General features: G+C 68.1%; 17 protein-coding genes and 1 tRNA gene. 10 read left to right on the top strand and 8 right to left on the bottom strand.

Annotated elements, in window-relative coordinates; translation table 11 throughout:
* Nucleotides 1-64: 64 nt before the first annotated feature.
* Together VNF92_04315 and VNF92_04310 are read left to right on the top strand one after the other, a co-directional pair.
* Nucleotides 65-2527 (top strand): fused MFS/spermidine synthase, encoded by a 2463-nt coding sequence (locus VNF92_04315; protein ID HVA57089.1) that lies wholly within the window; start codon nt 65-67, stop codon nt 2525-2527.
* Complete coding sequence (locus VNF92_04310; GenBank protein ID HVA57088.1) at nt 2524-4932, top strand: hypothetical protein; 2409 nt, start codon at nt 2524-2526, stop codon at nt 4930-4932. Before VNF92_04315 ends, VNF92_04310 begins: the two co-directional genes overlap by 4 nt.
* A 62-nt stretch (nt 4933-4994) precedes the next feature.
* Here VNF92_04310 and VNF92_04305 read toward each other — a convergent pair whose 3' ends face one another.
* Nucleotides 4995-7247, bottom strand: coding sequence for a NosD domain-containing protein (locus VNF92_04305; protein HVA57087.1), 2253 nt, complete (start codon nt 7245-7247; stop codon nt 4995-4997).
* A 130-nt stretch (nt 7248-7377) separates the two neighbouring features.
* Between VNF92_04305 and VNF92_04300 the strand changes: the two genes are divergently transcribed.
* Complete coding sequence (locus tag VNF92_04300; GenBank protein HVA57086.1) at nt 7378-8118, top strand: hypothetical protein; 741 nt, start codon at nt 7378-7380, stop codon at nt 8116-8118.
* Between the two features lie 50 nt (nt 8119-8168).
* Here VNF92_04300 and VNF92_04295 read toward each other — a convergent pair whose 3' ends face one another.
* Nucleotides 8169-8939 carry a rhomboid family intramembrane serine protease gene (locus VNF92_04295; GenBank protein HVA57085.1) on the bottom strand — a complete coding sequence of 257 codons (771 nt, stop codon included), beginning with the start codon at nt 8937-8939 and terminating at the stop codon, nt 8169-8171.
* A gap of 128 nt (nt 8940-9067) precedes the next feature.
* Here VNF92_04295 and VNF92_04290 point away from each other — a divergent pair, with 128 nt between their 5' ends.
* Nucleotides 9068-10150, top strand: coding sequence for a zinc-dependent alcohol dehydrogenase family protein (locus VNF92_04290; protein HVA57084.1), 1083 nt, complete (start codon nt 9068-9070; stop codon nt 10148-10150).
* A gap of 16 nt (nt 10151-10166) precedes the next feature.
* On the opposite strand, the gene VNF92_04285 is transcribed toward VNF92_04290, so the two are convergent.
* Both VNF92_04285 and VNF92_04280 read right to left on the bottom strand, forming a co-directional pair.
* Complete coding sequence (locus VNF92_04285; GenBank protein HVA57083.1) at nt 10167-11231, bottom strand: HoxN/HupN/NixA family nickel/cobalt transporter; 1065 nt, start codon at nt 11229-11231, stop codon at nt 10167-10169.
* A gap of 22 nt (nt 11232-11253) precedes the next feature.
* Nucleotides 11254-13512 (bottom strand): S9 family peptidase, encoded by a 2259-nt coding sequence (locus VNF92_04280; protein ID HVA57082.1) that lies wholly within the window; start codon nt 13510-13512, stop codon nt 11254-11256.
* Nucleotides 13513-13676: 164 nt separating this feature from the next.
* Between VNF92_04280 and VNF92_04275 the strand changes: the two genes are divergently transcribed.
* The 3 genes from VNF92_04275 (at nt 13677) to VNF92_04265 (ending at nt 18614) form a co-directional block, all read left to right on the top strand.
* Nucleotides 13677-16250, top strand: a complete 2574-nt coding sequence (locus VNF92_04275; GenBank protein ID HVA57081.1) for a zinc-dependent metalloprotease — start codon at nt 13677-13679, stop codon at nt 16248-16250.
* Between the two features lie 131 nt (nt 16251-16381).
* On the top strand, nt 16382-18304 hold the full coding sequence (locus VNF92_04270) for a CocE/NonD family hydrolase (protein HVA57080.1): 1923 nt from the start codon (nt 16382-16384) through the stop codon (nt 18302-18304).
* Between the two features lie 237 nt (nt 18305-18541).
* Nucleotides 18542-18614: transfer RNA gene (locus VNF92_04265), tRNA-Asn, on the top strand.
* Nucleotides 18615-18648: 34 nt separating this feature from the next.
* Here VNF92_04265 and VNF92_04260 read toward each other — a convergent pair.
* Both VNF92_04260 and VNF92_04255 read right to left on the bottom strand, forming a co-directional pair.
* Nucleotides 18649-21426, bottom strand: a complete 2778-nt coding sequence (locus VNF92_04260; GenBank protein HVA57079.1) for a GH116 family glycosyl hydrolase — start codon at nt 21424-21426, stop codon at nt 18649-18651.
* Between the two features lie 82 nt (nt 21427-21508).
* The gene (locus VNF92_04255) at nt 21509-22966 is read right to left on the bottom strand and encodes a glycosyltransferase family 39 protein (protein ID HVA57078.1); all 1458 of its coding nucleotides are present in this window, start codon (nt 22964-22966) and stop codon (nt 21509-21511) included.
* Nucleotides 22967-23192: 226 nt separating this feature from the next.
* Between VNF92_04255 and VNF92_04250 the strand changes: the two genes are divergently transcribed.
* Nucleotides 23193-23630: a hypothetical protein gene (locus tag VNF92_04250; protein ID HVA57077.1), complete on the top strand. Its 438-nt coding sequence runs from the start codon at nt 23193-23195 to the stop codon at nt 23628-23630.
* Nucleotides 23631-23640: 10 nt separating this feature from the next.
* On the opposite strand, the gene VNF92_04245 is transcribed toward VNF92_04250, so the two are convergent.
* Together VNF92_04245 and VNF92_04240 are read right to left on the bottom strand one after the other, a co-directional pair.
* Nucleotides 23641-24249, bottom strand: coding sequence for a murein L,D-transpeptidase catalytic domain family protein (locus VNF92_04245; GenBank protein ID HVA57076.1), 609 nt, complete (start codon nt 24247-24249; stop codon nt 23641-23643).
* Nucleotides 24250-24439: 190 nt separating this feature from the next.
* On the bottom strand, nt 24440-25723 hold the full coding sequence (locus tag VNF92_04240; protein ID HVA57075.1) for a L,D-transpeptidase family protein: 1284 nt from the start codon (nt 25721-25723) through the stop codon (nt 24440-24442).
* Nucleotides 25724-26125: 402 nt separating this feature from the next.
* On the opposite strand from VNF92_04240, the gene VNF92_04235 reads away from it, so the two are divergent.
* Nucleotides 26126-26407: a type II toxin-antitoxin system RelE/ParE family toxin gene (locus VNF92_04235; GenBank protein ID HVA57074.1), complete on the top strand. Its 282-nt coding sequence runs from the start codon at nt 26126-26128 to the stop codon at nt 26405-26407.
* Between the two features lie 15 nt (nt 26408-26422).
* Nucleotides 26423-26722, top strand: coding sequence for a HigA family addiction module antitoxin (locus VNF92_04230; protein ID HVA57073.1), 300 nt, complete (start codon nt 26423-26425; stop codon nt 26720-26722).
* Nucleotides 26723-26880 lie beyond the last annotated feature (158 nt).

Genomic DNA, 26880 nt, shown 5'->3' with positions numbered 1-26880 from the left:
CAGCTTTTCCCACGCGAATCGGTTTCCCGCCCCGCTCCCGCCCGCTCCCCGTCCCGAGGCTTCCATGTCCCCGCGCGCGCAACCGCTCGACGCCCGTGCGCCAGCCGCTTCAGCGCCACGCAACCTCCCGTTGCTGCTCGTCCTGTTCGTCGGCAGCGGGTGCGCGGCGCTGATCTACGAGATCGTCTGGTTCCAGATGCTGTCGCTCAACATCGGATCGTCGGCCGTGTCGCTGGGCGTGCTGCTCGGGACGTTCATGGGCGGTATGTGCATCGGCAGTCTCGGTCTGTCGCGTGTGATCTCGACCCGGCGCCATCCGCTGCGGGTATATGCGGCCCTCGAGGCGGCGATCGGCGTGTTCGGCATTCTCATCCTGTACGGGCTTCCGTACGCTGGCGGCATCTATACGTCGATCGCGGCCCACGGCATGTCGGGCCTGTTCCTGCGGGGGGTGGTGAGCGCGATCTGCCTGCTGCCGCCCACGCTGTTGATGGGAGCGACGCTGCCGGCCATCGCGCGTTGGGTGGAGACGACGCCGGTCGGGGTCTCGTGGCTGGGATTCTTCTATGGCGGCAACACGGCGGGCGCCGTGTTCGGCAGTCTCCTGGCCGGCTTCTATCTGTTGCGCGTGTACGACATGGCGACGGCGACGTACGTGGCGGTGGCGATCAACGCCTTCGTGGCGATGTCGGGGTTCGCGCTCTCCATGGTCACCCCGCACTCCCCGCCGGCCGAGCCGACGGACCAGGCGGCGCCCGCCGCCGTGCCGGGCGCCGGGCTCGTGTACCTGACCATCGGGCTATCGGGGGCCACGGCGCTCGCCGCCGAGGTGGTGTGGACGCGCATCCTGACGCTGCTCCTGGGCGCCACGACCTATACGTTTTCCCTAATTGTCGCCGCGTTCCTGGTGGGCATTGGCATCGGCAGCAGCGTGGGCGCCGTGATGGCGCGCTCCACGGCGAACGCCAGGGCCGCGCTCGGGTGGTGCCAGGCGCTGCTGGTGGCGGCGATCGCGTGGGCGGCGTACGCGTTGACCCGCATGCTGCCCTACTGGCCGGTGAATCCCGGGTTGGCGAGCAGTCCGCGGTTCACGTTCGAGATCGACCTCGTGCGTTGCCTGTGGGTGGTGCTCCCCGCGGCGCTGCTGTGGGGGGCGAGCTTTCCCCTGGCGCTGGCGGGCGTGGGATCGGGCGAGCGCGACGGCGGCCGGCTCGTGGGCCGCGTGTACGCGGCCAACACCGTGGGCGCGATCGTCGGAGCGCTGGCGTCGAGTCTGCTGCTCATCGCGTGGATCGGCACGGAGAATTCGCAGCGCGTGATGATCGCGGTAGCGGCGATGAGCGCGCTGCTGATGCTCGTACCCGTGCTGTCCGGCGTTCCGGCTCGGCTCCGGATGCGCCGGTCGGGCGCCCTGGCCGGCGCCGGCGTGGTGGCGGTCTCCATCTGGCTGGCGTTCACCGTGTCGCCCGAGCCCGGGCTGCTCGTGGCATACGGCCGGTGGATGGTGACCTGGCTGCCGTTCGACGGACAGATCCTGTACGTGGGCGAGGGGATGAATTCGTCGGTCGCGGTATCGCGGATGCCCGACGGCGTGCTCAACTATCACAATGCCGGCAAGGTGCAGGCGTCCAGCGAGCCGCAGGACATGCGGCTGCAACGCATGCTCGGCCATCTGACCACGCTGCTGCCGGCCAATCCCGCGTCGGTGCTGGTGATCGGGTGTGGCGCCGGGGTCACGGCGGGGGCGGTGTCCGTAGATCCGCGCGTGCAGCACGAGACGATCGCCGAGATCGAGCCGCTGGTGCCCAAGGTCGTGTCGAAGTACTTCGCGGCGTACAACTTCAACGTCGTGGCCAACCCGAAGGTCAACGTGGTGATCGACGACGCCCGCCACTTCATCCTCACCACCGATCAGAAGTTCGACGCCGTGACCTCCGACCCGCTGGATCCGTGGGTGAAGGGTGCGGCCACACTCTACACGGAAGAATTCTTCAACGTCGTGAAGCAGCATCTCAATCCCGGCGGCGTGGTGACGCTGTTCGTGCAGCTGTACGAGAGCAACGTCGACGCGGTGAAGAGCGAGGTGGCGACGTTCATGAAGGCGTTCCCCAACGGGATCGTCTTCGGCAATACGTACAACGGCGGCGGCTACGACATGGTGCTCGTGGGCTCGGTGGAGCCGCTCACGATCGACGTGGATGCGATCGAGCAGCGGCTGGAGACGCCGGCCTTTGCGCCCGTGGCGCGTTCGCTCAGTGAGATCGGCTTCTACTCGGCGACGGATCTGTTCTCGACGTTCGCCGCGACCGGGCCAATGCTGGCCCCATGGCTGCAGGACGCGCAGATCAATCACGACCGTAATCTTCGCCTGCAGTATCTGGCCGGCCTCAGCCTCAACGAGTACGATCAGCAAGCGATCTACGCGCAGATGCTGCGGTACCGCCGGTACCCGGATCATCTGTTCGTCGGGTCGCCGCGCACGCTGCAGGCCCTGCAGTCCGTCATCGCGGGGGGCGCGCAGCCGTGAAGTCCCGCCGGTTTCTCCCGCTGCTGCTCGTCCTCTTCGTGGGCAGCGGCTGCGCGGCGCTGATCTACGAAATCGTCTGGTTCCAGCTGCTACAGTTGGTGATCGGGTCCACGGCCGTGTCGATGGGGGTGCTGCTCGGGACGTTCATGGGCGGCATGTGCATCGGCAGCCTGGCGCTGCCGCGCTACGTATCGCCGCGCCGGCACCCGCTGATCGTGTACGCGGCTCTCGAACTGGGCATCGGCGCGATCGGCGTGCTCGTGCTGTTCGTGCTGCCCTACGCGGGCGGCGTGTACACCGCGATGGCCGGCCAGGGGGTGTGGGGGGTGATCACGCGGGCGCTGCTCTGCGCGGTGTGCCTGCTGCCCCCCACGATCCTCATGGGGGCGTCGCTCCCGGCGATCGCGCGATGGATCGAGACCACGCCCCAGGGCGTGGCATGGCTGGGCTTCTTCTACGGCGGCAATACGGCCGGGGCCGTGGTCGGGTCGCTGCTCGCCGGCTTCTACCTGCTGCGCGTGCACGACATGCCCACCGCCACGTACGTGGCGGCGGTCATCAACCTGGTGGTCGCGGCGCTGGCGGTGGGGCTGTCGCGTCTCACGGTGCACGACGCCGGCCCGAGCGGCGAAGACCCGGCGGGGGGTGCGACGTTCGTGCGCCGCGCGTGGCCGGTGTACGTGGTGATCGGGCTCAGCGGATTCGCGGCGCTCGGCGCCGAGGTCGTGTGGACGCGGCTGCTGTCGCTCCTCCTGGGCGGAACGACTTATACTTTTTCTATAATACTCGCGGTGTTCCTGATCGGGATCGGCGTGGGGAGCAGCGCCGGCGCGGCCATGGCACGGAGCCGGATCTCGGCCAGGGTCGCCCTGGGCATATGCCAGGTGCTGATCGTGGCGTGCGTGGCCTGGTCGGCCTACATGATCGCCCGCGCGCTTCCCTACTGGCCGGTGGACCCGGGGCTGTCGCCCAGCCCGCGGTTCACGTTCGAGATCGACTTCGCGCGGGCGCTGTGGACCGTACTCCCGGCCGCGTTGCTGTGGGGCGCGAGCTTCCCGCTGGCGCTCGGTGCGGTGGCCGAGCCCGGGCAAGATCCCGGTCGACTGGTGGGCGGCGTGTACGCCGCGAACACCGTGGGCGCGATCCTCGGGTCGCTGGCGTTCAGCATCTTTCTCGTGCCGATGCTCGGCACGCAGAACGCGCAGCGGGCATTGATGGTCGCGGCGGCGGGCGGCGGCGGGCTCCTGCTGCTGCCGTTCGTCGTGCCGCGAGCGGCGGGATTGGGGAGGACCGCGGCGTTCAGCGGGGCGGTGGCCGTGGCCGGCGCGCTGGTGTGGACCACGCCGCGCATTCCGTTCGAGCTGATCGCCTACGGGCGCCAGATGCCCTGGCGGCTGAACGAAGTCAAGGAGCTGTACCGCGGCGAGGGGCGCAACGCGTCGATCGGAGTGTCCGAGGAACCCAACGGCGTGCGAAACTTCCACGTGAGCGGCAAGGTGGAAGCGTCGACCGAACCGCAGGACATGCGCCTGCAGCGGATGCTCGGCAGCCTACCGGCGTTGTTCCAGCCCGACCCGAGATCGGTGCTGGTGGTCGGGTTCGGAGCCGGCGTCACCGCCGGTTCTCTGCTGCCCTTCCCGAGCGTGGCCACCGAACGGATCTGCGAAATCGAAGCGCTCATTCCCCCGAACATCGGGCCGTACTTCGCGCAGCAGAATTTCAACGTGCTCCACGACCCGCGCGTGACGATCACCTACGACGACGCGCGGCACTTCATCCTGACCACCGACGCGAAATACGACATCATCACGTCCGACCCCATTCACCCGTGGGTGAAGGGGGCGGCCACGCTCTACACGCAGCAGTACTTCGAGCTGGTGAAGCAGCACCTGAACCCGGGCGGCCTCGTCACGCAATGGGTGCCGCTGTACGAGAGCAACGAAGCCGCGGTGAAGAGTGAGATCGCCACCTTCTTCCGGGTATTCCCCAACGGCACCATCTGGGGGAACACCGACCAGGGCCGGGGCTACGACCTGGTGCTGTTGGGGCAGGCAGGGCCCCTGCAGTTGAACGTCGATTCGCTGCAGGCGCGCCTCAGCCGCCCCGACATGCAATTCGTCGCCGCGTCGCTCGCCGATGTGGGGTTCTACACGGTGGAGGACCTGCTCGAGACCTACGCCGGAAATGCTGCCGACCTCAGACCGTGGCTCGCGGACGCGCAGATCAATCTCGACCGGAACCTGCGGCTGCAATATCTGGCCGGCATGACCCCCGACTGGTACAAGGGGGACCCGATCTACAAGGACATCCTCAGCTACCGGCGATTCCCGGCGGGGCTGATCACGGGAGCGCCGGCCACGCTCGCGCCGCTCCGGGCGGCGCTGACGACGTACCCCGGCCCCTGACCGGCGCGCCCCCGCCAAGGCGGCGGGAGCGTGTTCCGGCGGGCGGCTCCGCGCTGGCTCGTCTACTCCCCCGGCGGCGGCGCGAAAGCCAGCGAGCCGCGCAGGATGTCGAGCCGGAACTCCGTCCACCCATCGACCTGATAGTACTGCACCCGGATCGTGTGCCGGCCGCCCGCGAGCGGCGCGGCGTCGAGGGCGGACTCGTGCGGCTGCCAGTGGTCGATGGCGAGCGAGTCGTCCACCCACACCCGAACGGCGTCGTCGCTGATCGTGCGCAGCGTGTACCGGCCGGGCGGGAGCGCGACGGCCGCGGTCGCCTCCAGCGCCCACCGTTCCACCGGGAGCGCCTTGATCGCCGGCCCGTACCACTCGTAATCCAGCCGCGATTCGTGGCGCGTGAGCAGCGGAGCCGACCGGAGCAGCGCCGCGAAGGCCTCGGGCTTGCTCCGCGGATCGGTGCTGTCGCTCCAGGTGAAGAAGCGGGCGGTCCAGTCGGCGACCGGCTCGTAGCGGCCATAACTGAACTGATATGGCTGACCGGCCGCGCGGCGCAGGCCGCGGGGCGAGACCGTGGCGGCGCCCCGGTACTCGAGCGTCACGTCCCAATCCGCGCCCGAATCCGCCGTCGGCGTCACGGTCAGCGTGTCCCCGGTGCGCCCGCTGTTCCTGGACAGCTGCGCCACGCCGCTGGAAGAGACGAGCTTCCAGCGACCGGCGGGGCCGAGCACGGCGAGCCGCAGCGGCGCCGCGTGCGCGCTGTCCACCGGCCACAGCTTGGGCGACCGCCAGTCGTACGGCCCCCACTGGCCCACCACGATGGCCGCGCGGTCGCGGCGCGTGAGAGTCGATCGCGGCACCGATCGCTGCGCGGCCGGCGCGGCGGGCGCCAACCGCGCGTACTCCCCGGAAACCAGATCCCGCGGATCGCACACCGCCCGCTCGGCATCGGCCAGCTTGGCGCCCCCCGGTGTCTCGGTGTTGCCGGCGAACCGGTAGTTACTGGTGTCCGTCAGCACCGCGGTCGTGTCGACGCCCACGAACGTGTCGCCGGTAGCCACGACGTTGGCCGTGTTCGCCAACCGGAGTGCCACGCGCTGCCCGGCGAACACGTTGCCGGTCACGCCATAGTCGCGGCTGTGCGTATCGCGATGCTTGGGATAGCCCCAGTCGGCCGCTTCGGGAAAGTTTGCCCACAGCCAAAGCCCGGTGGTACCGCCGACGATGTGATTGTCGGCGACGACATTGTTCTGCCCGTGCTCGATGGCGATGCCGTTGCGGTTCCCGAGCAGACAGTTGCCCACGACCTTGGAGTCGTGGCTGTAGCCACCCCACAGCCCATAGTCGCTGCCCGCCACACGGTTGCCGATGAAGGCGTTGCGGCTGAACGTCGCCTCCATGCCATTCGTGGGCGCAAAGCTGAAATCGTTCCCGAAAAAGAGATTGTCGTTGGCGCCCCCGGCGCCGGTGTCCATCGTGCTCTGGCCGGCCCACAGGAAAAGCCCGTCACCGCCGTGCGTCACGGAATTGTACGCCACCACATTGCTGTCGCTCTGCTCGTAGAGCAGCAGCCCCGCCGAGTCCTGCCCGCGACGGTAGAACCCGTGGCTGTACCCGCGTACGTCGAAGTCGATGCGGTTGTGCAGCACGGTGTTGTGCGACGAGCGGTACAACCCGAGCCCGAGCCCGGAGTTGTAGGAAAAGGAGTTGTCGTGGATGCGCAGGTGGTCGCTGCGCACGAGCATCACACCGTTCATCTCCTGCTCGGCGGTATTGCCGCTCAACTCACCGCCGCTCACGTCGGCCAGGTACGCCCCCGCGCCGTAGCGCAGCCACTCGTCCTTGTCATTGTGGTGGAAGTCGAGCCAGTCGAGCAGGCTCTCATGCTCTACGAGACTGTACAGGCGCGGCTTCCAGTTGTAGCTCAGGTCATTGCCGGTGAGCGTCAGCCCGTGCGTGCCACGGGCCAGGACCGCCACCTTGTACCCGCGGATGTGCGCGTGGAGGATGCGGACGTTGCGTCCACCTTCGACGCGCACCGCCACGCCGATGGCGAGGTCGGGGTCGCCGTTCGGGTCCGTGCCTTCGAGCCGGGCACCGGCGAAGTCCACCGTCACGTCGTCACCGCGAATCGTGATCGCGGCCGAGTCGAGCGACGCGGGCGCCGCGAGGCGGTACGTGCGCGGCACGACCCGCGCCGACCGCGTGATCACGAGCCCAGTGTGAAGCTCGATGGACGGAAGGCGCGCAGCGCGCTGCCCGCGAGCGGCGGCTGGAGCGAACAGGGCGAGCATCGACACAGCAAGCAGGCGGTTCATTCGGAGACCGTTGGAGAATGCGCGAGCCAGGGGGGACGAGGGGAAACCTGCGCAGGGCGGCGCCAATTCACCAGCCGAACGGCGCCGGCACAGCCGTGCATCGGACCGGGCGGGCGCGCATATTCCGCCTATGCCGTCGCCTCTCATTCGACGCGCCCACCTGGGTGCGGTCATTGCAGCAGCCGTCTTCTCACGGGGGGCCGCGGCCCAGAGCGCCGACTCGATCATCGCGCTCAACGTCGCCGCCCGAGGCGGCCCGGCAGCCCTGCGCGCGATCCGAACGGAACGGCTCGTCGGCCGCATCGAGCTTGGCCCCGGCCTCGCCGGAAACGACACCGTAGAGCTCGAACGCCCACTGCACGTTCGCACGTCCATCCACCTGGGGGATCGCGCACTGGTGCAGGCATCCGACGGACGCACGACGTGGACGATCAACCCGTTCGCGGGCGATTCGGTAGCCCACCTCATGGATGCCGACCAAGCCCGGAACGTGGAAGCGGGCGCCGATTTCGACGGGCCGCTGGTGGACTACGCCGCCAAAGGCAACCACGTGACGACCGCCGGCGTGGACACGGCCGATGGGCGGCCCGCCTGGGCGCTGAACGTTGTCACCGCCGACGGGCTGCACGACCGGTACTTCATCGATATGCAGTCGCACCTCCAGACCAAATGGACCGGAGAGCGCGTGGTGAATGGCGACACGGTCGTGTTCGAGTCGTACTTCCGCGACTACCGGCGCATCGGCGGCGTGATGATCGCCTTCCGCATCGACAGCGACACACGCGGCCGCCCCGGCGGCCAACACATCATGGTCGAACGAGCCGAAGTGAACGTACCCATCGACCCGTCGCGGTTCCGGATGCCGCGATGACGCCGCATGAGCAGCGACCGCCGGGCGAGCGCGGATGACCGCCCGTTACATCAGGATACCGGCGGCTTCCGGTCGTCGGGGGGCACGAAATTCGACAGGAACACGCGCTCCTCGGGCGTCAGGCTGTCGATCCCGCGATCGCTGATCTTGTCGAGGATGCGATTGACCTCGTCGCGATTGACCTCGTGGATCACCGTCGGATCCACCCGCTTCCACTCCAACACCTTGCCCATCGGCACCTTGGGCACGGCCTTGGCGCGGAACTTCCGCGCGCCGTAGTGGCGGTCGATCCAGAAGAGATACAGGAACGCGCCGGCTATGCCGCCCAGGTGTGCATAGTCGGCCACGCCGCTCGTCGACCCGTTCATGCCGCTCCAGATGGAGTAGGCCACCGTGAGGGCGATGAGCCAGATGGCCTGGATGGGGAGCACGCCCCAGATATAGATCAACTCGCGCGGCCAGTACTTGGCGAACGCGGTCTCCACACCAAACACCGCCGCCGACGCGCCGATGATCGCCGCGCCCGGCGCGAGCACGAACGATAGGAGGGCTCCCGAAATCCCGGCCACGAAGTACAGCGTGATGAATCGTTTCGACCCCAACCGCTGCTCCACCCGCGGCCCGAAGAAGAACAGCACGATCATGTTGAAGATGATGTGCATCCATCCGCCGTGGAGAAACATGTACGTGACCACGGTCCACGGGCGGACGAAGATCATGGCCGGCACGAACGCGAACGCGTCCGTGACGTTGGGCATGGTCTGCTGGATGAAGAAGACGATGATGTTGGCGGCCAGCAGCCGCTTGACCCATGGGGTCACGGCAATTCCTCCACGTTGGCGGCGATAGAACCGGTTTCGAAGATAACGTCCCAGCGCGGCCGGTGCGCGTCCTGGCCCCCGAGACGCTCGGGGTTCCCGCGAGCCGCTCTACACCTCATCGTTCATGCATGCGCGCCATGCTGCTCCGGAATCCGGCTCCACTCGCCGACCATCCGCTCGCTCTCGAAGCGGCTGAGGTCCCTGCCCCTTCGCCCGCGGCGCGCGAGCTGCTGGTACGCGTGTCGGCGTGCGGCGTGTGCCGCACGGACCTCGACCTGGCCGAAGGCCGGCTGGTCGCGCCCGCATATCCTGTGATCCCCGGCCATCAGGTCGTGGGGCGGGTCGTCGCGCGCGGGGCCGGCGCCGTCGCGTTCCATGAGGGAGACCGGGTGGGTGTGGCCTGGATCCATTCGGCGTGCGGACGTTGCCGCTGGTGTCTGTCGGGCACGGAGAATCTCTGTCCCGAGTTTTGCGCCACCGGCTGCGACGTGAATGGCGGATACGCGGAGTATCTCGTGGTGCCCGAAGCGTTCGCGCACGCGATTCCCGACGGACTGGCCGACACGTCGGCGGCCCCGCTGCTCTGCGCCGGCGCAATCGGCTGGCGGTCGCTGCGCCTCACCGATCTGGCCGACGGCCAGCCGCTCGGCCTCACCGGGTTCGGCGCGTCGGGACACCTCATGCTGCAGACGGCGCGCCACCGCTACCCGCATTCGCCGGTGTACGTGTTTGCACGCAGCGCTGGGGAGCGCGCTTTCGCCCTCGAATTGGGGGCCGACTGGGCCGGCGACACGACCGACCGGCCGCCGCAGCCGATGATGGCGATCGTGGACACGACACCGGCCTGGAAACCGGTGGTCGAGGCCCTGGGCCACCTGGCCCCCGGCGGCCGGCTGGTGATCAACGCCATTCGAAAGGAGTCGCGCGACCAGCCCGAACTGCTGCGCCTGGAGTACGCCACGCACCTCTGGCACGAGCGCGACGTGAAGAGCGTGGCCAACGTGACGCGCGCCGACGTGCGCGAATTTCTCGACGCCGCGGTGCGCATGGAGCTCCGGCCCACGGTGTCGGAGGTTCCTCTGTCGGAGGCGAACGACGCGCTGGCGTGGCTCCGATCGGGTGAGGCCATCCGGGGATCACGCGTGCTGCGGGTGGCCGACGAAGCGCCCATGCGGCCGCGTGGCGCAGCCCCCTCCGCGCCCGCGACATGAGCCGCGCGCGGCGCGGCTACTCGGCCAGCGTCGGCGCTTCGGCCCGGTCGTAGCCCTTGAACCGATACACGGCCGCCGAGATGACCCAACTGCCCAGGAAGACGCCGATGATCAGGTAGCCGATGCTGCCGAAGTTGCCGTTCAACCGCGCCACCGCGCTCCATATCCAGCCGTGGAACTGCCACTTGTCGCCGATCAGCCCCAGCGCCTCGATGCTGCCCACGAGCAGGGCCACCAGCACGGAGACGAAGGTGATGGTCATGTTATAGTAGAGTTTTCTCATCGGTTTGGCGAACGCCCACTGGTACGCGCCCACCATCAACACGCTGTCGGTGGTGTCGATGAGCGACATGCCGGCGGTGAACAACGCCGGGAAGACGAGGATCGACCAGATCGGCATCCCCTTGCCCGCCTCGGCCGCCGAGATGCCGAGCAGGCCGATCTCCGTGGCCGTGTCGAAGCCCAGGCCAAACAGCAAGCCCAGCGGATACATGTGCCAGCTCGACCGGATCATGCCGAACAACGGCTTGAAGATGCGGGACAGGAAGCCGCCACCCGCCATCAGAGCGTCCAGATCCTCTTCGACGTAGGCGCCGCCGCGGCGTACACGGTGGAAGGTCCGATACACGGCGGCCAGAATGAACAGATTCATCACCGCGATCGCCAGCAGGAACACCGCCGACACGATCGTGCCGATCATGCCGCCCAGCGACCGGAATGTTTCGAGGCGCGTGCGCAGCGCCATCGCCGTGGCGGCGATGGCCACCGACGCCAGCACGACCACGGTGGAGTGGCCCAGCGAGAAGAAGAACCCCGCCCCCACCGGCCGTTTTCCCTCCTGCATCAACTTGCGGGTGACGTTGTCGATGGCCGCGATGTGGTCGGCATCGATGGCATGGCGCAGCCCCAGCCCGTAGGCCAGGAGCGCGGTACCAAGGAGCAGCGGATAGTGACGGAACGCTACCAGGGCCCACGCCCACGCGCCCAGATTCGCGGCCAGCAGCAGCGCGTACAGCCCGACCACGCGCGCGCGGACGTCCGACGCGCGGACCGCGTGAACGGCGGGAGGCGGCTCGGTCATGGATTGCGGATCGATGGAACGCCTACCGCGCGGGCGGCATGTTGGTGAGTAGGTATCGCGTGAGCGTGGAATATAGTTGCAGCGTGGTGCCCGCTCCTTCGCAGATGCAGTGCGTCCGGTTGGGATAGATCATGAGGTCGAATTGCTTGTCCAGGGTCACCAGCCGGTTGATGAGCCGGGCCGTACCCTGATAGTGCACGTTGTCGTCTCCGGTCCCATGGACAATCAGGAGTTTCCCCTTCAACCCGTCAGCGAAATTGATAGGGGACCCGGTGCGGTACCCCTCGGGGTTCTCCTCAGGGGTGCCCATGTACCGCTCCTGATAGATGGTGTCGTACAGGCGCTGGTCGGCCACCGGCGCCACGGCCATGCCGAGCGAGTACACGTCCGGATAGCGGAACATCGCGTTCAGGGTGCTCGATCCGCCGCCGCTCCAGCCCCAGATCGCGATGTGCGTGCTGTCGGCGTACGGCCGCGACCGCGCGAAGGCAAGCACCGCGTCGGCCTGCTCCTTGCTGGCGAGGGGGCCGATCGAGCCGTAGATGACCTTGCGCCAGGCGCGTCCCTTGGGGGCAGGCGTGCCGCGGTTGTCGAAGCTCACGACCAGGTATCCCTGATCGGCGAGCATCTGATGCCAGAGCATGCCGGCCCCGCCCCACCGGTCCATCACCGTCTGCGCCGCCGGTTCACCGTACACGTTCACCAGGATCGGATACCGCTTGGACGGATCGAAATCGTTGGGACGGATCATGTAGCCGTCCAGCGTCGCGCCGTCGGTCACCGTCACGTGGAAGAACTGCACGGGCGTGCGAATCGCATCGGCCGCCGCGGCGCGCAGGCGATCGTTCGCCAGCAGGGTGCGCACCGGTACGGCGGCGGGGAATTGCACGAGGTCCATCACCGGCGGCGTGTCGAAATTGGAGTACGTATGGAACGCCCAGTGCGCGTTGGGTGAGAAGTCGTAGGCGTGCACGCCGGCCTCCGCCGCAGGGGAGATCCGCTCGGGCGCGCCGGGGTGGGCGAGCGACACACGGTACAGGTACCGCTGCGTGGCGTTCTGCGGCGAGGCGATCACGTACAGCCACCCGCCCGCGTCGTCGACCGCTGCCACGCTCTCCACGTCGTAGTCGCCCGGGGTGAGCAGCCGCTGCGTGGTCCCGTCGCGCGACACCTCGTAGACGTGGCGCCATCCGTCGCGCTCACTCGGCCACAGGAAGGACCGGCTGCCGGGCATCCAGTGCACGTCCTCCACGAGGTCCACCCAGGCGCTGTCGGTCTCGGTGAACACGGTGCGGGGCGTACCCGTGCGCACGTCGGCCAGGATCACGGCGTCGCGGTTCTGTGCGCGGTTCATGTGTTGGATCATCACTTCGTTGGAACCCGCCCATTCCATCCACGGGACGTAGTTGTTGCGCGGATCCCCCGGCAGTCCAATCCACCTCACCTTCCCGCCCGTCGCGGCCACGACGCCCACACGCACCGCCGAGTTGGTGGTGCCGGCCTTGGGATACTGCACCGGCACCGTGAACGGATACAGCGAGTCGGTGACGTCGAGCATCAGGAAGTCCCGGATGCCGGACATATCGAATTGCCAGAAGGCGATGTACTTGCCGTCGGGAGACCAGCGGAATCCGTCGCGCAGACCGAACTCCTCTTCGTATACCCAGTCGCTCATGCCGTTGACGAGCGTGTGGGACGCGTCGTGTGTGAGGCGCGTGACCGCGCCGCCCGCCGACGGCTCCACGAACAGGTCGCCATTCAGCACGTAGGCCACGCGTGACCCATCGGGGGAGAATTTGGCGAACATGAGCCGCGACTCGGGCACTCCGGCCCCACCCACCTGGTGCAGGCGCTTCGTGTCGAGGTCCAATATCCAGTAGTCACCGCGGGTGTTCTCGCGCCACACGCGCCGCGTGTTGGTGAACACGAGCAGTTGCCGTCCGTGCGCCGAGAACGCGTAGTCCTGCGGAATGAGGGGCTCTCGACGGCCGGCGGGAATCAGCTCGGTGGCCGGCACCTTGACGGTCCGCATGCCGGTCGCGGCGTCGTATTCCACGAGATCGTACCCCTGCACGGCCGGCGAGGGTTCGAGGGTCAGGTAGCTGTTGCCGCCGTCGGCCCACCGCGCCGGCCCGAACCGCTCGCTCGCGTACGTGCCGGAGGCAAAGATGCGGTGGAGCGCCGAGTCCACGGGCGCGGGAATCTGCTGGGCGCGGGCGGGCGGGCCGACCGTCACCAGGAGGGGAAGGGCCGCGAGGGCCGCGCTCAGAAGTCTCGGCATGGATGTCCTCGGCGCCGCGCGCCGGCAGGGGCTTGGGAGGGGGCGTCGGCCATGTCGTCGCTGGGCCCTGTTGCGGCCGCGGTCCCCACGTCATTATAGCAGCGCCCCACGGGCGCGTCCTTCCCCTCGCGCGCCTTCCCAAAACCCTCTTCCCCTTCGTCCCCATGTCCAATCGCATCGCCTGCCTCCTCGCGGCCGCGTGCGTGGCGGGATGCGCCGGATCCTCGACGCCCGCCGCAACGCCGCCCGCTCCGGCGCCGGCTCCCGCCGCCGCCCCCGAATCCTCCATGGTCCCGCAGGCGGGCGGCCCGGGACGGGCCGGCGGCCGCGGCGCCGGCCGCGGTGGCGCCGAGGCGACCACCGTACCGCAGCCTTATCGCCGCGTCATTCCGGCCAGCGCCGAGACCAAGCGCGGGCTGTTCATCACGCACCGCGTGGGTGACAAGCTCTATTTCGAGATCCCGACGCACGAGCTGGGCAAGGACCTGCTCGTCGTGGGCCGGTTCGATCGCGCCCCGGCGCCCGCCCCGCAGGGACGGGGCGGCGCGGCGGGCGGCGGGTTCGGCGACTACGGCGGCGACGAGTTCATGGAGCGCACGCTCCGCTGGGACCGCGTGGGCGACCATATCGTGCTGCGCTCGCCCTCGTTCAACATCACGGCCGACAGCACGAAGGCGGTGTGGCAGTCGGTGGAGTCGTCGAACTATCCGCCGATCATCATGATGTTCCCGATCGAGTCGTTCGGCCCCGACAGCGCGCCGGTGATCGACGTGACGCGGCTGTTCACCACGAACGTGCCCGAGATCGCGGCCATCCGCGGCAACATCGACGCCACGCGGTCGTACGTCGAGAGCGTCGAGGCGTTCCCGGAGAACATCGAGATCCAGGCGGCGCAGACGGGCACTGAGGCGGCCAACGGCCGCGGCGGCGCGCCGGCGGGCGGACGGGGCGGCGCGCAGATGGCGCAGAGCGTGCTCGCGCACTGGAGCATGATCAAGCTTCCCGACCATCCGATGCCGGTGCGCTACGCCGACCAGCGCATGGGCTTCTTCACCGTGCGCACCGTGGACTTCGGCACCGACCAGCAGGTGGCCGTGCCCAAGCAGTTCATCACGCGGTGGCGCCTCGAGTGCTCCGACCGCATGGACGGCAACCTGTGCTATCCCAAGCAGCCCATCGTGTACTACGTGGATCCCGGCACCCCCGACAAGTGGAAGCCGTGGATCGAGAAGGCCATCGAGAGCTGGGAGCCCGCATTCGAGGCCGCCGGATTCAAAGACGCGATCATCGCCAAGGAAGCGCCCACCAACGATCCGAGTTGGTCCATGGAGGACATCCGCCACACGGTCATCCGGTGGCTCCCCTCCACGATCGAGAACTCCGTGGGACCGCACGTGAGCGACCCGCGCACGGGCGAGATCCTCAACGGCTCGCCGCGCATCTTCCACAACCTGATCGAGCTCATGCAGTACTGGTACTTCTCGCAGGCCGCGCAACTCGATCCGCGCGCCCGCACGATCCCCATGCCCGACTCGCTGATGGGCCGGCTGCTCGAATTCGGCGTCGCCCACGAAATCGGCCACACCATCGGCCTGCAGCACGACCAGATCGGTAGCTCCGAATATCCGCCCGACAGCGTCCGCAGCCCGACCTGGGTGGAAAAGATGGGCTCGAGCCCGAGCATCATGGACTACTCGCGGTTCAACTACGTGGCGCAGCCCGGCGATCACATCCCGCTCTGGACGCTCGTGCCGCGCATCGGCCCGTGGGACAAGTACACCATTGGCTGGGGCTACCGCCCGATCCCCGGCGCCAAGACGCCCGATGAGGAGAAGCCCACGCTCGAGAAATGGATCGCGGTGCAGGACACCGTGCCCTGGCTCCGCTTCTCGGTCAACAACGAGTTCGGGCAGTACGGCACGATGAGCGAGGCCGTAGCCGATGCCAATTCGGTGTGGGCCACCGGGCTCGGCTTCAAGAACATCGCCCGCGTGATGGGCTACGTGGCCAGCGCCGGCACGCGCCCCATGGAGGACAACAGCCTGCTCGAAGCGCTGTATGACCGCACCGTGGGCCAGTGGGCCACCGAGGCCACGCACCCCACCACGGTCATCGGCGCCGGCCCCGTGTGGTACAAGTCGGGCAGCCAGCCCGGACCGGTGTACACCGTGAACTCCCGCGCCAAGCAGCAGGCCGCGGTGAAGTTCCTGAACGACAGCGTCTTCCGGACGCCGACGTACCTGATCAACACGCAGATCCAGGCGCGCATCGAGCCCACGGGCATGGTCACGCGCATCGGCAACGCGCAGAACCGCGTGCTCACGTCGCTGCTCAATGACCAGCGCATGGATCGCCTGCTCGAGATCGAGGCCACGCACCCCGCCGACGCCTACCCGCTGCCCGGCTTCCTGGCCGACGTCCGCCACGGGATCTGGAGCGAACTCGCCGAAGCCCATCCGACAATTGATATATACCGGCGGACGCTGCAGAACGACTACCTGACCCTCATCGACCATAAGTTGAACCCGGCCGCGGAGGCGGCGCCGGCGGGCGGGCGCGGGGGCGGCGGCGGCGCACAGCCGCTGTCGGACGAGGCCAAGGCGCAGCTGCGCGGCGACCTCTCGGCGCTGCAGGCCGAGATCCGAAGCGCAGTGGGTAAGACGACCGACGTCGAGACCCTGCGCCATCTCCAAGCCGCCAATCACCGGATCGACGAGATCCTGAATCCTAAGAAGTAGCCGGGCCTCGGCTCGGTACCATCAAGCGGGGTCGCGCCATGCGCGGCCCCGCTTGATGCATTAGGGATACCCGTCCGGTACGCCGTGCCGCAGTCTGGCGTCGACCGCACCTCCACGTGCATGTTAGCCCCATGACGAGACTCCGCTCCCTCACCCACGCCGCATGCCTGGCCCTCGTGTGCGCCGCCACGGCCTCCGCCCAGCAGTCCGATTCGGCGTTCATCCGCGCCGAGTACACCAAGCACGAGTATCGCATCGCGATGCGCGACGGCGTCCAGCTGTTCACCATCGTGTATGTCCCCAAAGATGCGTCGCCGGCGCACCCCTACCCGATGGTGATGCAGCGGACCTGCTATTCGGTGGCGCCGTATGGTCCCGACCAGTATCCGGCGCACCTCGGCCCCGACCCGTTCATGATGCACGACAAGTACATCTTCGTGTATCAGGACGTCCGGGGCCGATACATGTCCGAGGGCACGTTCGTCAACGTGCGCCCGTTCATTCCCGATTCCATCAAGGCCCGGGACCATACGAAGACCGACGAAGCGTCCGATACCTACGACACCATCGACTGGCTGCTCAAGAACGTCCCCGACAACAATGGGCGCGTGGGCCAGTGGGGCATCTCGTATCCCGGCTTCTACACGACCATGGGGGCGCTGTCGGGGCATCCGGCGCTCGTCGCCGCGTCGCCGCAGGCACCGGTCACCAACTTCTACTTCGAAGACTTCCACCACAACGGCGCGCTCACGCAGGCCTACTTCTATACGTATCCGCTGTTCGGCATCCAGCATCCGGCGCCGACCCCCGATGCCTGGTGGCAGCCGAGCATGGTGAAGGACGGCCTGCCCGACGATTACGACTTCCAACTCGGGCTCGGCCCGCTCTCGACGACGACGAACCGCTACTACAAGAACAACTTCTTCTGGCAGGAGATCATCCAGCACCCCGACTACGACGCGTTCTGGAAGGCGCGCGCCGTGGCTCCGTATCTCAACGGGCACATGCCCGCGATGCTCACCGTGGGCGGCTGGTTCGACGCCGAGGATCTGTACGGACCGCTCACCGTCTACAAGACCATCCAGGCGCACCACCCGACCAACTACAACGCCATCGTCGAGGGACCGTTCCGCCACGGCGGATGGTCGCGGACGGGGATCGTGCACACCGTGCACGGCGACATCTACTTCGGCGACTCGCTGGAGACGAAGTTCCAACGCGACGTCGAGGCCAAGTTCTTCCATCACTTCCTGAAGGATGACGGCAAGGGCCCCGTGGGGCTGCCGAACGCGCTCATCTTCGACACGGGCGACAAGGTCTGGCGCTCGTTCGATTCGTGGCCGGTCAAGTCGGCGATCCACCGCGAGCTCTATTTCGAGCCCGGCGGCCGGCTGTCGTTCACCGCGCCGCCCGGGGGGAGTGCGTTCGATGAATACGTGAGCGACCCCGCCCAGCCCGTGCCGAGTCGGTGCCGCATTCCCACCATCCAGGGTCTGACGATGTACCAGTACATGAGCGACGATCAGCGGTGCTTCGACGACCGCCGCGACGTCGTCACGTACGAGACCGACAGCCTCCCGCAGGACGTGACTCTGGGGGGCGAGATGACGGCGCGGCTGTTCGTGAGCACCAGCGGCACCGACGCCGACTATGTCGTGAAGCTGATCGACGTGTATCCGATGGGCGAGGCCGACAGTCCGTACCGGCCCGACACCACCGTGCACTACGCCGGTTATCAGCAGCTCGTGCGGGGCGAGATCATGCGCGGCCGCTATCGCGACGGGTTCGACCGGCCGGCGCCGTTCGTGCCAGGCCGCGTGACCCAGGTGCAATTCCGGCTGCAGGACGTCCTGCACACGTTCAAGACGGGACACCGCATCATGATCCAGGTGCAGAGCTCGTGGTTCCCGGCGTTCGACCGGAACCCGCAGCATTACGTGCCCAACATCTACGACGCCAAGGCGACCGACTTCGTGAAGGCCACGGAGCGGATCTTCCACGAGCCGGGACACGCCAGCGGGCTCGAAGTGGAGGTGCTGCCGGGTGGGCGGTAGGCGTGCGAGGGGGCGGGCGGGTTGACAGGTTCCCAGTTCCGGCGTATCCTCCCGTCCCCACAGTTTTCACTCACGAATCCGAACGACGATGCCGCACGCCTTCAGCAATTCCAATAATTGCCCCAATTGGACCTCGTTCCCGAGGTCTGGCTAGCGCGCACGCAACGTTCCGAGCATGCACAGCGCCCGCCAGATCTCCCGGCGGGCGCTTTTTCGTCGGTGCACGTGGAGCATTGATGGGGCGTAGGTCAACTGGCAGACCGCCTGACTGTTAATCAGGAAGTTGGTGGTTCGAGTCCACCCGCCCCAGTTTCGAGTTTGGTTCCGGAAATCCGACGGCGATGCTACAGGCGTCCCTGACCGCGCATCGTCACCGTGGCGGCCGTGTAGCCGTCGGCATTCGCGCCATCCGTCGGGAACGTGACCAGCAGCGTTCGCCCGTCAGCGCCGGCCCACGTACCGAGCCTGGCCGCCGCGCCCGCAGTGACGGCGACCGACAGATTGCGCGCCGCGCCAGGGCTGGGCGCGACAATGCGAAACGTATAGGTCTGCCCGGCCAGTCCCTCCAACGCGACTTCGTACTGCTCCGACGCCGGCGGCGATCCCGCTACACGCGGCACCAACCGCTCGCTCAGCACCCGCGGCGCGTGCGACCGCTCGCCGATCACCGCCGGCATCTCCGGCGGCACAATGCTCCAACCCCCACTGTACGCCACGCGCAGCGTGGCCGACGCCGCGACCATGGCGCTCACCGTGGCGTGCACGTCGCCCGGCGTGACCTCGGCCGCCACACCGGAACCGGACACGTGCGCGCCCAGCGGCAGCGCCGGTGAGAAGACCACCTGTAGCGGCGTGTGATCGTCACCCGAGCGACGAGCGGCCACGGAAATCTCGCCCGCCGAACGGCGAATCATGAGTGAGAGTCTGTCGGCGCCCACCGGTACGTTGTCCACGCCCACCGAGTCCCACCCCGGCGGAAGGTGCGGCGCGAGCGTCACGCGATGTGCCGGCGCATCCACCGTGATGCCCAGCAGCCCGCGAATGAGCGGCGTGAGCACCATCGAGGTCGCGAAGAATTGCTGCGGTACCGCCGTGTCGAGCGGCTTGTACAGCCGCCCCGAGATCACCTCGGGGTTGTGCCCCAGCGACTGGTCGAAGGTGGTGTGCGCAATGGCATCCAGCGCGAACCACCCCGCCGCGGGGTTGTGATAGTTGTACTCGGCCAGCGACACCCATCCCGTCACGAACGGCCAGACGGCGCCATTATTGTAGTGTAATGGGTCGAACAGCGGGCTCGTCGCCGAGAGCGGCCGAGCGCCCCAGTCGGTCATGATGTCGCTCGACGCGAGCTTGGCCGCCATTTCGGCGCCGTGCGCCTGGTCGAACACGCTGAATCCCATCGCGGTGGCCGCCCACGCGGTGAGATTCTCGTTCACGCTCCCGTCCTGCAGCAGCGCGAACCCGTACTGCCCCAGCCTGGGCAGCCAGAACTTGGACTCCATCGTGTGCAGCGCCCTGGCGCGGATGGCCAGCGCGCTGTCGGCCAGCGCCCCCTGCCCCATCGCCCGCGCCATCTGCGCGAACCGGTCAAGCGACGCGATCCACACTCCGTTCATGTAGACGTCGGACAGGATCCCGATCTGCAGGTCGCCCACCTCCAGCGCGCCGGCGCCCGCCGTGGGCGTTTCCATCAGCCCGTCGCCGTTGGTGTCGGTGTTCCTGGACCACTCGTAGGCCTTGTGGAGGTTGGGCCACAGCTCCTTGACCAGCGCCGTGTCGGCGGTCTGCCGCCAGTATTCGCCGAACGCCAGCACCCAGAAGGGCGTCGTATCGCCGTGGTAATACGGGTACGGATAGTCGAACCAGTCCACATGCCCCGCACCCTGCGACAGTTCGTGCGTGATCTTCCCGTCGGCGCGCTGGTATTTGGCGAAGAATTTCAGCGCTCCCTGGCGCACGAGCAGCGCCTCCCCCGCCCCGTCCATGGCGAACGAGTTGATCGCCGCATCGCCCCCGAAGAACCAGCCGAACCCGGGCCGGTCGCTGGCCGCGCCGCTCAACCCGTACCCGGCCACGAGCCCGCACCCCATGTCGGGATTGCACACGTACGCCTGGTCGAGATTCACCTTGGCGTACTCCACGGCTTCGTTCAACATCGCGTCGGGCGAGTGGAGCGAGAACATCGTGTTGCGTATCGAGTCCTCGTGCGCCACGACCCGCTTCCACTCACGCTCGGCCGCTCCGGGCACGATGAGTTCGCGGTACATGGTCAGCGCCGAGTCGTGCGACATCTCGCCGCCGGCGAGCACGATCGGGATGTACGCCTCGTGCAGGTTGACGTTGTGCCCCGGCGGCTCGCCGAGCTTCGGCGCCGTGTACCGGTCGGCCGCGCTCCCCACGCCCAGCACGAGCTCGGGCGGCGCGGCGGCAAGCATGTGCGCCGGCACGTCCGACGCCATGGTCACCGCGGGCGACCCCAGGAACGCGTTGATCTGCCGCTTGCCCTCGGAAAAGAGGAAAGCGCGCGCGTTCTGTTCCCAGATCAGGTACTGACCGCCCAGCCCTGCCGGCCACGCGTACTGGATGTCCGGCGTGAACGTCGCAATGATGTCCAGCGGCCTTATCGCGTCCACCTCGAGCAGGATCACGATCGCCGGCTTGTCCAGCGGCACGAACACGTGCTCCTTGACCGTGAACTGCTCGTACGCGTAGGTGATCGTCACGCCTTCGGGGCGCTCCTCCACGCGCTCGGCGACCTCGGCGCCGGGGATCGGCGCCGTGTACTTGGGCACGCGGAACGAGAGCTTGAAGTCGTGCAGCCACTTGATGGGCCACGACCAGAGTTCCAGCGTGCCGTCCTCGGTGCCCATGGCGATCGCCTTGCGGCCCACGGCGGAGATGAACATCCCACGGCGTGCGTCGCCGGTGAGCGCGAGTGGCGAACTGCCAAGCGGAAAGAAGGGAATCGTCGTCTGCGTGGTGTCGAAGACGGGCTTGGCGATTGCCGGCGGCGCACCCGGCGCCCGGGGTGGCGGCTTGACCTGCTGCGACGCGGCGGGAACGGCGACGCACAGCGCGCCCAGGACGAGGGCGGCGCGGGAGCGAACGATGTCGGAGATCATGTTGGCGGGAAAGGTGGAGAGTGCTGCGCACAATCTCGCCGGTCCGTTCTCGCCTGTCGAGTCGGCGGACTTCTCGTTCCCGCTACGGAGGCAGCGGCACCGGATAGGGCTTCTGCATGTCCCACGCCCGGTACGCCGCGACCTCGAACGCCACTCGGCCCCCGCGCTCGATGGGCACCATGCCCGCGGGCACGATCGACGCGAAGTAGGGCGCGTACTCCTTCACGATGTCGCGCGTGAGCCCCTTGGGCGGCACCTGCACCAGGATCAGCGCGTCGCGGCCAATGAAGCTCGCCGGTGGATTCAGGTAGAAGAAGCTGCGCGGGTCGTCGCTCAGGCAGACGATCGGGTAGTCGGGCCCCATCGCGTAGCCGATCTTGGCGCCTTCGATCCACCGCGTGGCGGCGATCACCTGGTTCGTGTCGGCCAGCAGTCCGCGCGCCGCAAGCGCCGTGCGCAGTCCCGCCCAGTCGTACGCTTCGAGCGACGGATCGCCGCGCGTGAACCATTGGGGCCTTGCGCGCGCCGCCCAGCCCGTGGCGACGTCGCTCGCCGCGATCGCCGTGAGCCCCACGAACGCCACGCCCGCGGCCGCGATCCACCGCTGCATCCGGATGCGATGCGGCGTGCCGCGCGCTTCCCACCGCGCCGCCGCGTCGCCCACCAGCGGCAACAGCAGCAGGTATCCGGGCCCCGGCCAGTGCGGGAGTCCGGGATTGCCGCCCAGCGAGACGAGCGTGAACACGAACACCGGTCCAGCGCCCAGGCACACGAGCAGCCATCTGCCCGCGTCGCGCGGCCCCGTGCGCAATCCGCGATAGAGCGCGATCACGAGCGGCACCCAGATCCACGGCAGCAGGTAGCCCGCCTGCCCCGCAAGGTTCTGCAGCAGCGACTGCAGGTGGTGCCCGTGTGTGGGCTCGGCGCGGGCGCCCTGGAACCTGAACGACACCCAGCCGTGGTGCGCGTTCCAGATCACCACCGGCGCGAAGAACGCGAACGCGATCAGCACCGCCGCATACGCGTGCGGGCGTGCGAGCCACTTCCGCGCCTCGCGCCGCGTGACCACGAACGCCACCGTGCCGAGCAGCAAGAACGCCGAGTGGTACTTGGAGAGCATCGCCACGCCCGTCATGACGCCGGCGGCCAGCCACCACTTCCAGGCATGCGCCTCGTCGTTCTCGACGAGGATCGGCACGAGCAGGAGCGCGGTAGCGACCATCGCGAAGTCGAGCGGGCCGTCGGGAAGGATCCATCCGCCGGTGCTGAGGCTGAACACCGGCGCGAGGTTGAGCAGGAGCGCGGCGTACATCCCGGCGCGCTCGCCGAATAGGCGGGCGCCGAGCTTGAACATCAGCCACGTGGTGCCGGCAAAGGTGAGGATGAACGGCAGCCGGAGCAGGACGCGGTTCTCGCTGTGGGCGAGGTCGGCCACGACGCGGGCCATCCAGAACGAGAGCGGCGGGTGGTCGAGGTATCCCCAGCTCAGGAGTCGGGAGACCACCACTTCATATGATTCGTCCACGCCCAGCCCGAGCACCGCAGCCAGGGCGAGGCGGGCGGCGATGCCGACGGCGATGAAGAGGAGGACGGCTTTCGCTTCGCGCGACAGGCCACGCCCGTGCGCCGCCGCCGAGCTGTTCGACGCACCAGCCAGAGGGGACCTCGCGGATGATCAGGAGACTCCACCAGCCTAGCGCGGCGGTGGCGGATGGGCAATGCACGGGGGATCATCACGAGACACGGAATCCACCCGGGAGCCCCCCATGCCGCACCTTCCCGTTTCGATCCGAACGCTCGTGGTCGCCGCGCTCCTGCTCGGCTGCGCGGAGCCTCCGCCGCGGGGTACGCCCACGACGCTCAGGACGTTTCCGCATGCGGCCGACCGGTACGCGCGTCTCCTGCGCCAGCAGCTCACCGATTCGAATCCGCTCGACCTGGAGCAGCAGCTGACCTGCGAGACCGTGCGTATGGAACGCGCACTGGGATCCAGGGAAGCCGTGCTCCGTATCGAGGGGGTTCACGACTCCATCTATGCTAAGCCGGAGGCGCAAGCGCAGCGCCAACGGATCAGGGCCGCCCGTGCCGGCCACTCGTTCGAGTTCGGAGGTCCCCTCTGCGACTCCCTGAACGCCATCGCCGACCGCGAGGATCCGATCGTCAAGGTGGACACGACCGGGGCTCGCCCCGACTCCACTCCCTGATCGCTCTCGCCTACGCGCCCCCGCCCCGCCCCTTGGCCAGCGTCGGGTAGTACGCGTACAGCACCGACCCGTCGGCGATCATCGGGATCACCTTGCGCGCGGCGCGCTCGCTCAGCGCGGGGCATCCCTCGCTGCGACCCAGCCGGCCGTACTGCGCGATCATCTGCTGGCTTACGTACCACGCGCCGTGCATCACGATACCGCGGTCCAGCGCGTGGTCGTTGAGTCCCGCGTCGAGCCCGTCCAGGCGAAGCGAGAGGCCGTTGGCGCCCTGGTACGTGTTCTCGGTGACGAACGTCCCCAGGCTGGACGCGTAGCTGTTCGGTCGATTTGAGAAACGGTATGCCGAGTCGGCGCCGCTCCCGCGGCCGTGGGCCACGAACTCGCGGGCCAGCACCTTCCCGTGCTCCAGGTCCAGCACCCAGAGCCGCCGGACGTGGCTGGGCAGCGAGTAGTCGATCACCGTGAGCAGCGCCCGCTGCACGGCGCCCGCGGCCACGGCCTTGCTGTATCCGGCCAGCGCCGAGCGGAGGACGGAAAGCCGAAGCCCCGTGCCTCGCGCCGCGGCGGCGATGGACGCCGTGGCGACCGAGTCGGGAACGTACGGAGCGCGCAACATCGCGGGTATGCGCGAAAGCCCCGCGGCGAAAGCACCGGAGAGCGGGACGCACAGGGCGACTGATACGAGCGCCGCCCTCAGGCGGGTTGACGCACGAGGCAGGTGGGACTCCGAATTGAACGGGAGACTACTCAGGCTAGCGGGTCGCGGCCGGTCGAGCAATCACGGGCTGCGAAACGCCCGGCATTCCTCACCAACTGTTTAGCGGGTCCGCCGTCCTACCATATATATCCGGCAGGAACCACACCGTTCCATCCTGGGCCGCCATCACGGTGACGTATTCGATGATCACCGGGATGGGCCTGGGCAGCGCCACTCGGCGCGAGTCGGGGCCGGCGAGTGCCGTGTCCACGCTGTCGGCGGTCCATGTCGGGATCTCGCGGGCGGCCCAGATGGCGAGGGAGCGCGCCTGCTCCACGCGGATGCATCCGTGGCTGAAGTCGCGCCGAGGACGGGCGAACAGTGATTTGTCGGGCGTGTCGTGCAGGTAGATGTTGCTGTCGTTGGGGATGACGAACTTCACGCGGCCCAGCGCGTTGCTGGGGCCCGGGCGTTGGCGCACGCGCAGCATCCCCGACCGCAGGGAGTCGAGCGCTCCCGGGGTAATCGTATCGCCCACCGCGACGTCGCCGCGCGCGACCAGCTCCATGTTCTGGCGGCGCAGGTAGAGCGAGTCGTGCTGCATGGCGGGGATCATCTCGGCGACGATGATGCTGCGCGGCACCTCCCAGTAGGGCCCGAAGTCCAGGTAGCGGAGCTGATTGGCGAGCGATGGCGTTTCGCGTTTGACCGCTTGGCCCACGATGACGCGCGATTCGAGGGCCGGGGCCGTGTCGTCGGGCAGGCCATCCCAGGCGAACAGGCGGAACGCGGGCACGTTGACGATGACGAACGGGCCGCTGTCCACCCGCGGTTCGCGGCGCAGGGCGGCGAGCGCGGCCTCGATCTGGGCGACCCGCGTGGCGATCGGGGTCTGGAGGGCGAGCAGCGTTTCGCGGCCTATGACGCCGTCGTCGGGCAGTCCGTGGCGGCGCTGGTAGTGGCGGACCCCTTCGACCAGCGCGCCTTCGTATACGGTATCGCTCATGGCCGCCGAGCGGTCCAGGTCGCCGAGAGCGGCAAGCCGGCCGCGGAGCGCGGGGATGATGTCGAGCGAGTCGCCCGGGTGGACCGGCAGGTGGTCGGGGATCGGGACCGTGGGGACGCCCGAGTCAGCGGCCAGCATGCGATAGCGGGCGAGGGCGTGCAGCAGCGCGCGGTAGTCGGGGCGGCGGCCGGCAAGCGTGTCCACGATCCGTGCAGCGGATGAGCGGGCCGTGGGCGGGCGTGGATCGCGCGTGGCGATGGTATGCACGGGGCCAGCGGCGGCCGGTGCGGGCGCCGGCGCGGGAGTGGTCCGCGCCGCCGGTTGGCAGGTCGTCGCGAACACCAGGAGCAGCAAGGCCGCCAGTGGCCGCGCGCGTGTTGGCGACATTTCTATTCGGAATGTCCGTCGAGCGGAGGTATGGCGGTATCAGGGGAGGGTGGACGGCGTGTAGGGGAGGATTTGGTCCGTCGCCGAGGCTACCGGGGCGCTGGCAGGGCGGCGGAGTCCCCGAGTGGTCCCCCGGGGAATGCTCTGTCCTGAGAGCTCGCCCGTGCACATTAGGCGGCGTGGCGCTGCAGCATGTCGTGCACCGCCGTGGCGTTCTAACCTCTCTAATATGAGACGCCGCCGCGACGTGCCTTGCCTGCCGGCGGTCAGCCCCACACGATAGACAGCGGAGGGCCGCAAGGATTCACGCGGCCTTGCAGCATATTATGACTGCACGTTTCGTAGTTAGCTGGGCTACAGATGGTCTCTAGACACTAGTAACGCGGCGCGTTATTATCCCGAGTGATCAAGGACTTCGCGAGTCCGGAAGCGGAACGCCTGTTCGCCCGCGACCGCGTGCGGCGGTTCCCCGCGCAACGGCACCGGATCATGTTGCGGAAGCTCGTCGCCGTGGACGCTGCTGAGCGGCTGGAGGACTTACGGGTCCCGCCGGGGAATCGTCTGGAGAAGCTACACGGGGACCGAGCCGGCCAGCACAGCGTCCGCATCAACGATCAATGGCGGGTCTGCTTTCGATGGCAGTCGGGGAATGCGTACGAAGTCGAGATCGTCGATTATCACTGAGGAGAGGGAATGACGATGCGCAAACTGGCTCCGATTCATCCGGGTGAAGTGCTCTTGCACGACTTCATCGAGCCGTTCGGGCTTTCGCAGTATCGCCTGGCTCACGACATCAACGTCCCGGCGCGCCGCGTGAACGAGATCGTTCATGGGAAGCGCGCGGTGTCGGCCGATACGGCGTTGCGGCTGGCGCGCTACTTTGGGACGAGTGACCGTTTCTGGCTGAATCTTCAGGCGCGCTTTGACCTCGAAATCCAACGCGATCTGCTGGGGAAGCGCCTCGAGCGCGAGGTCGCCGTTCTCGCCCCGGCCAGCTAGAAAATATGACGGGCTGGCCCTCCAGCCTGATTGTGGATTAGCTCCTCCCATGATCACGCAGGAATTGCCAACGAGGCGCTGGTGCCGTCGGCGTGGGCTGTGGAAGATGATAGGACGCCGCGGCAGAGCGCCGCGGCGTTAGCCTGCAATCACGTATC

This window comes from Gemmatimonadaceae bacterium (assembly GCA_035533015.1).
Lineage (GTDB): Bacteria > Gemmatimonadota > Gemmatimonadetes > Gemmatimonadales > Gemmatimonadaceae > JAGWRI01.
Note: the sequence above shows the minus strand (reverse complement) of the source record. Positions and strands in the feature narration are given on the sequence as shown.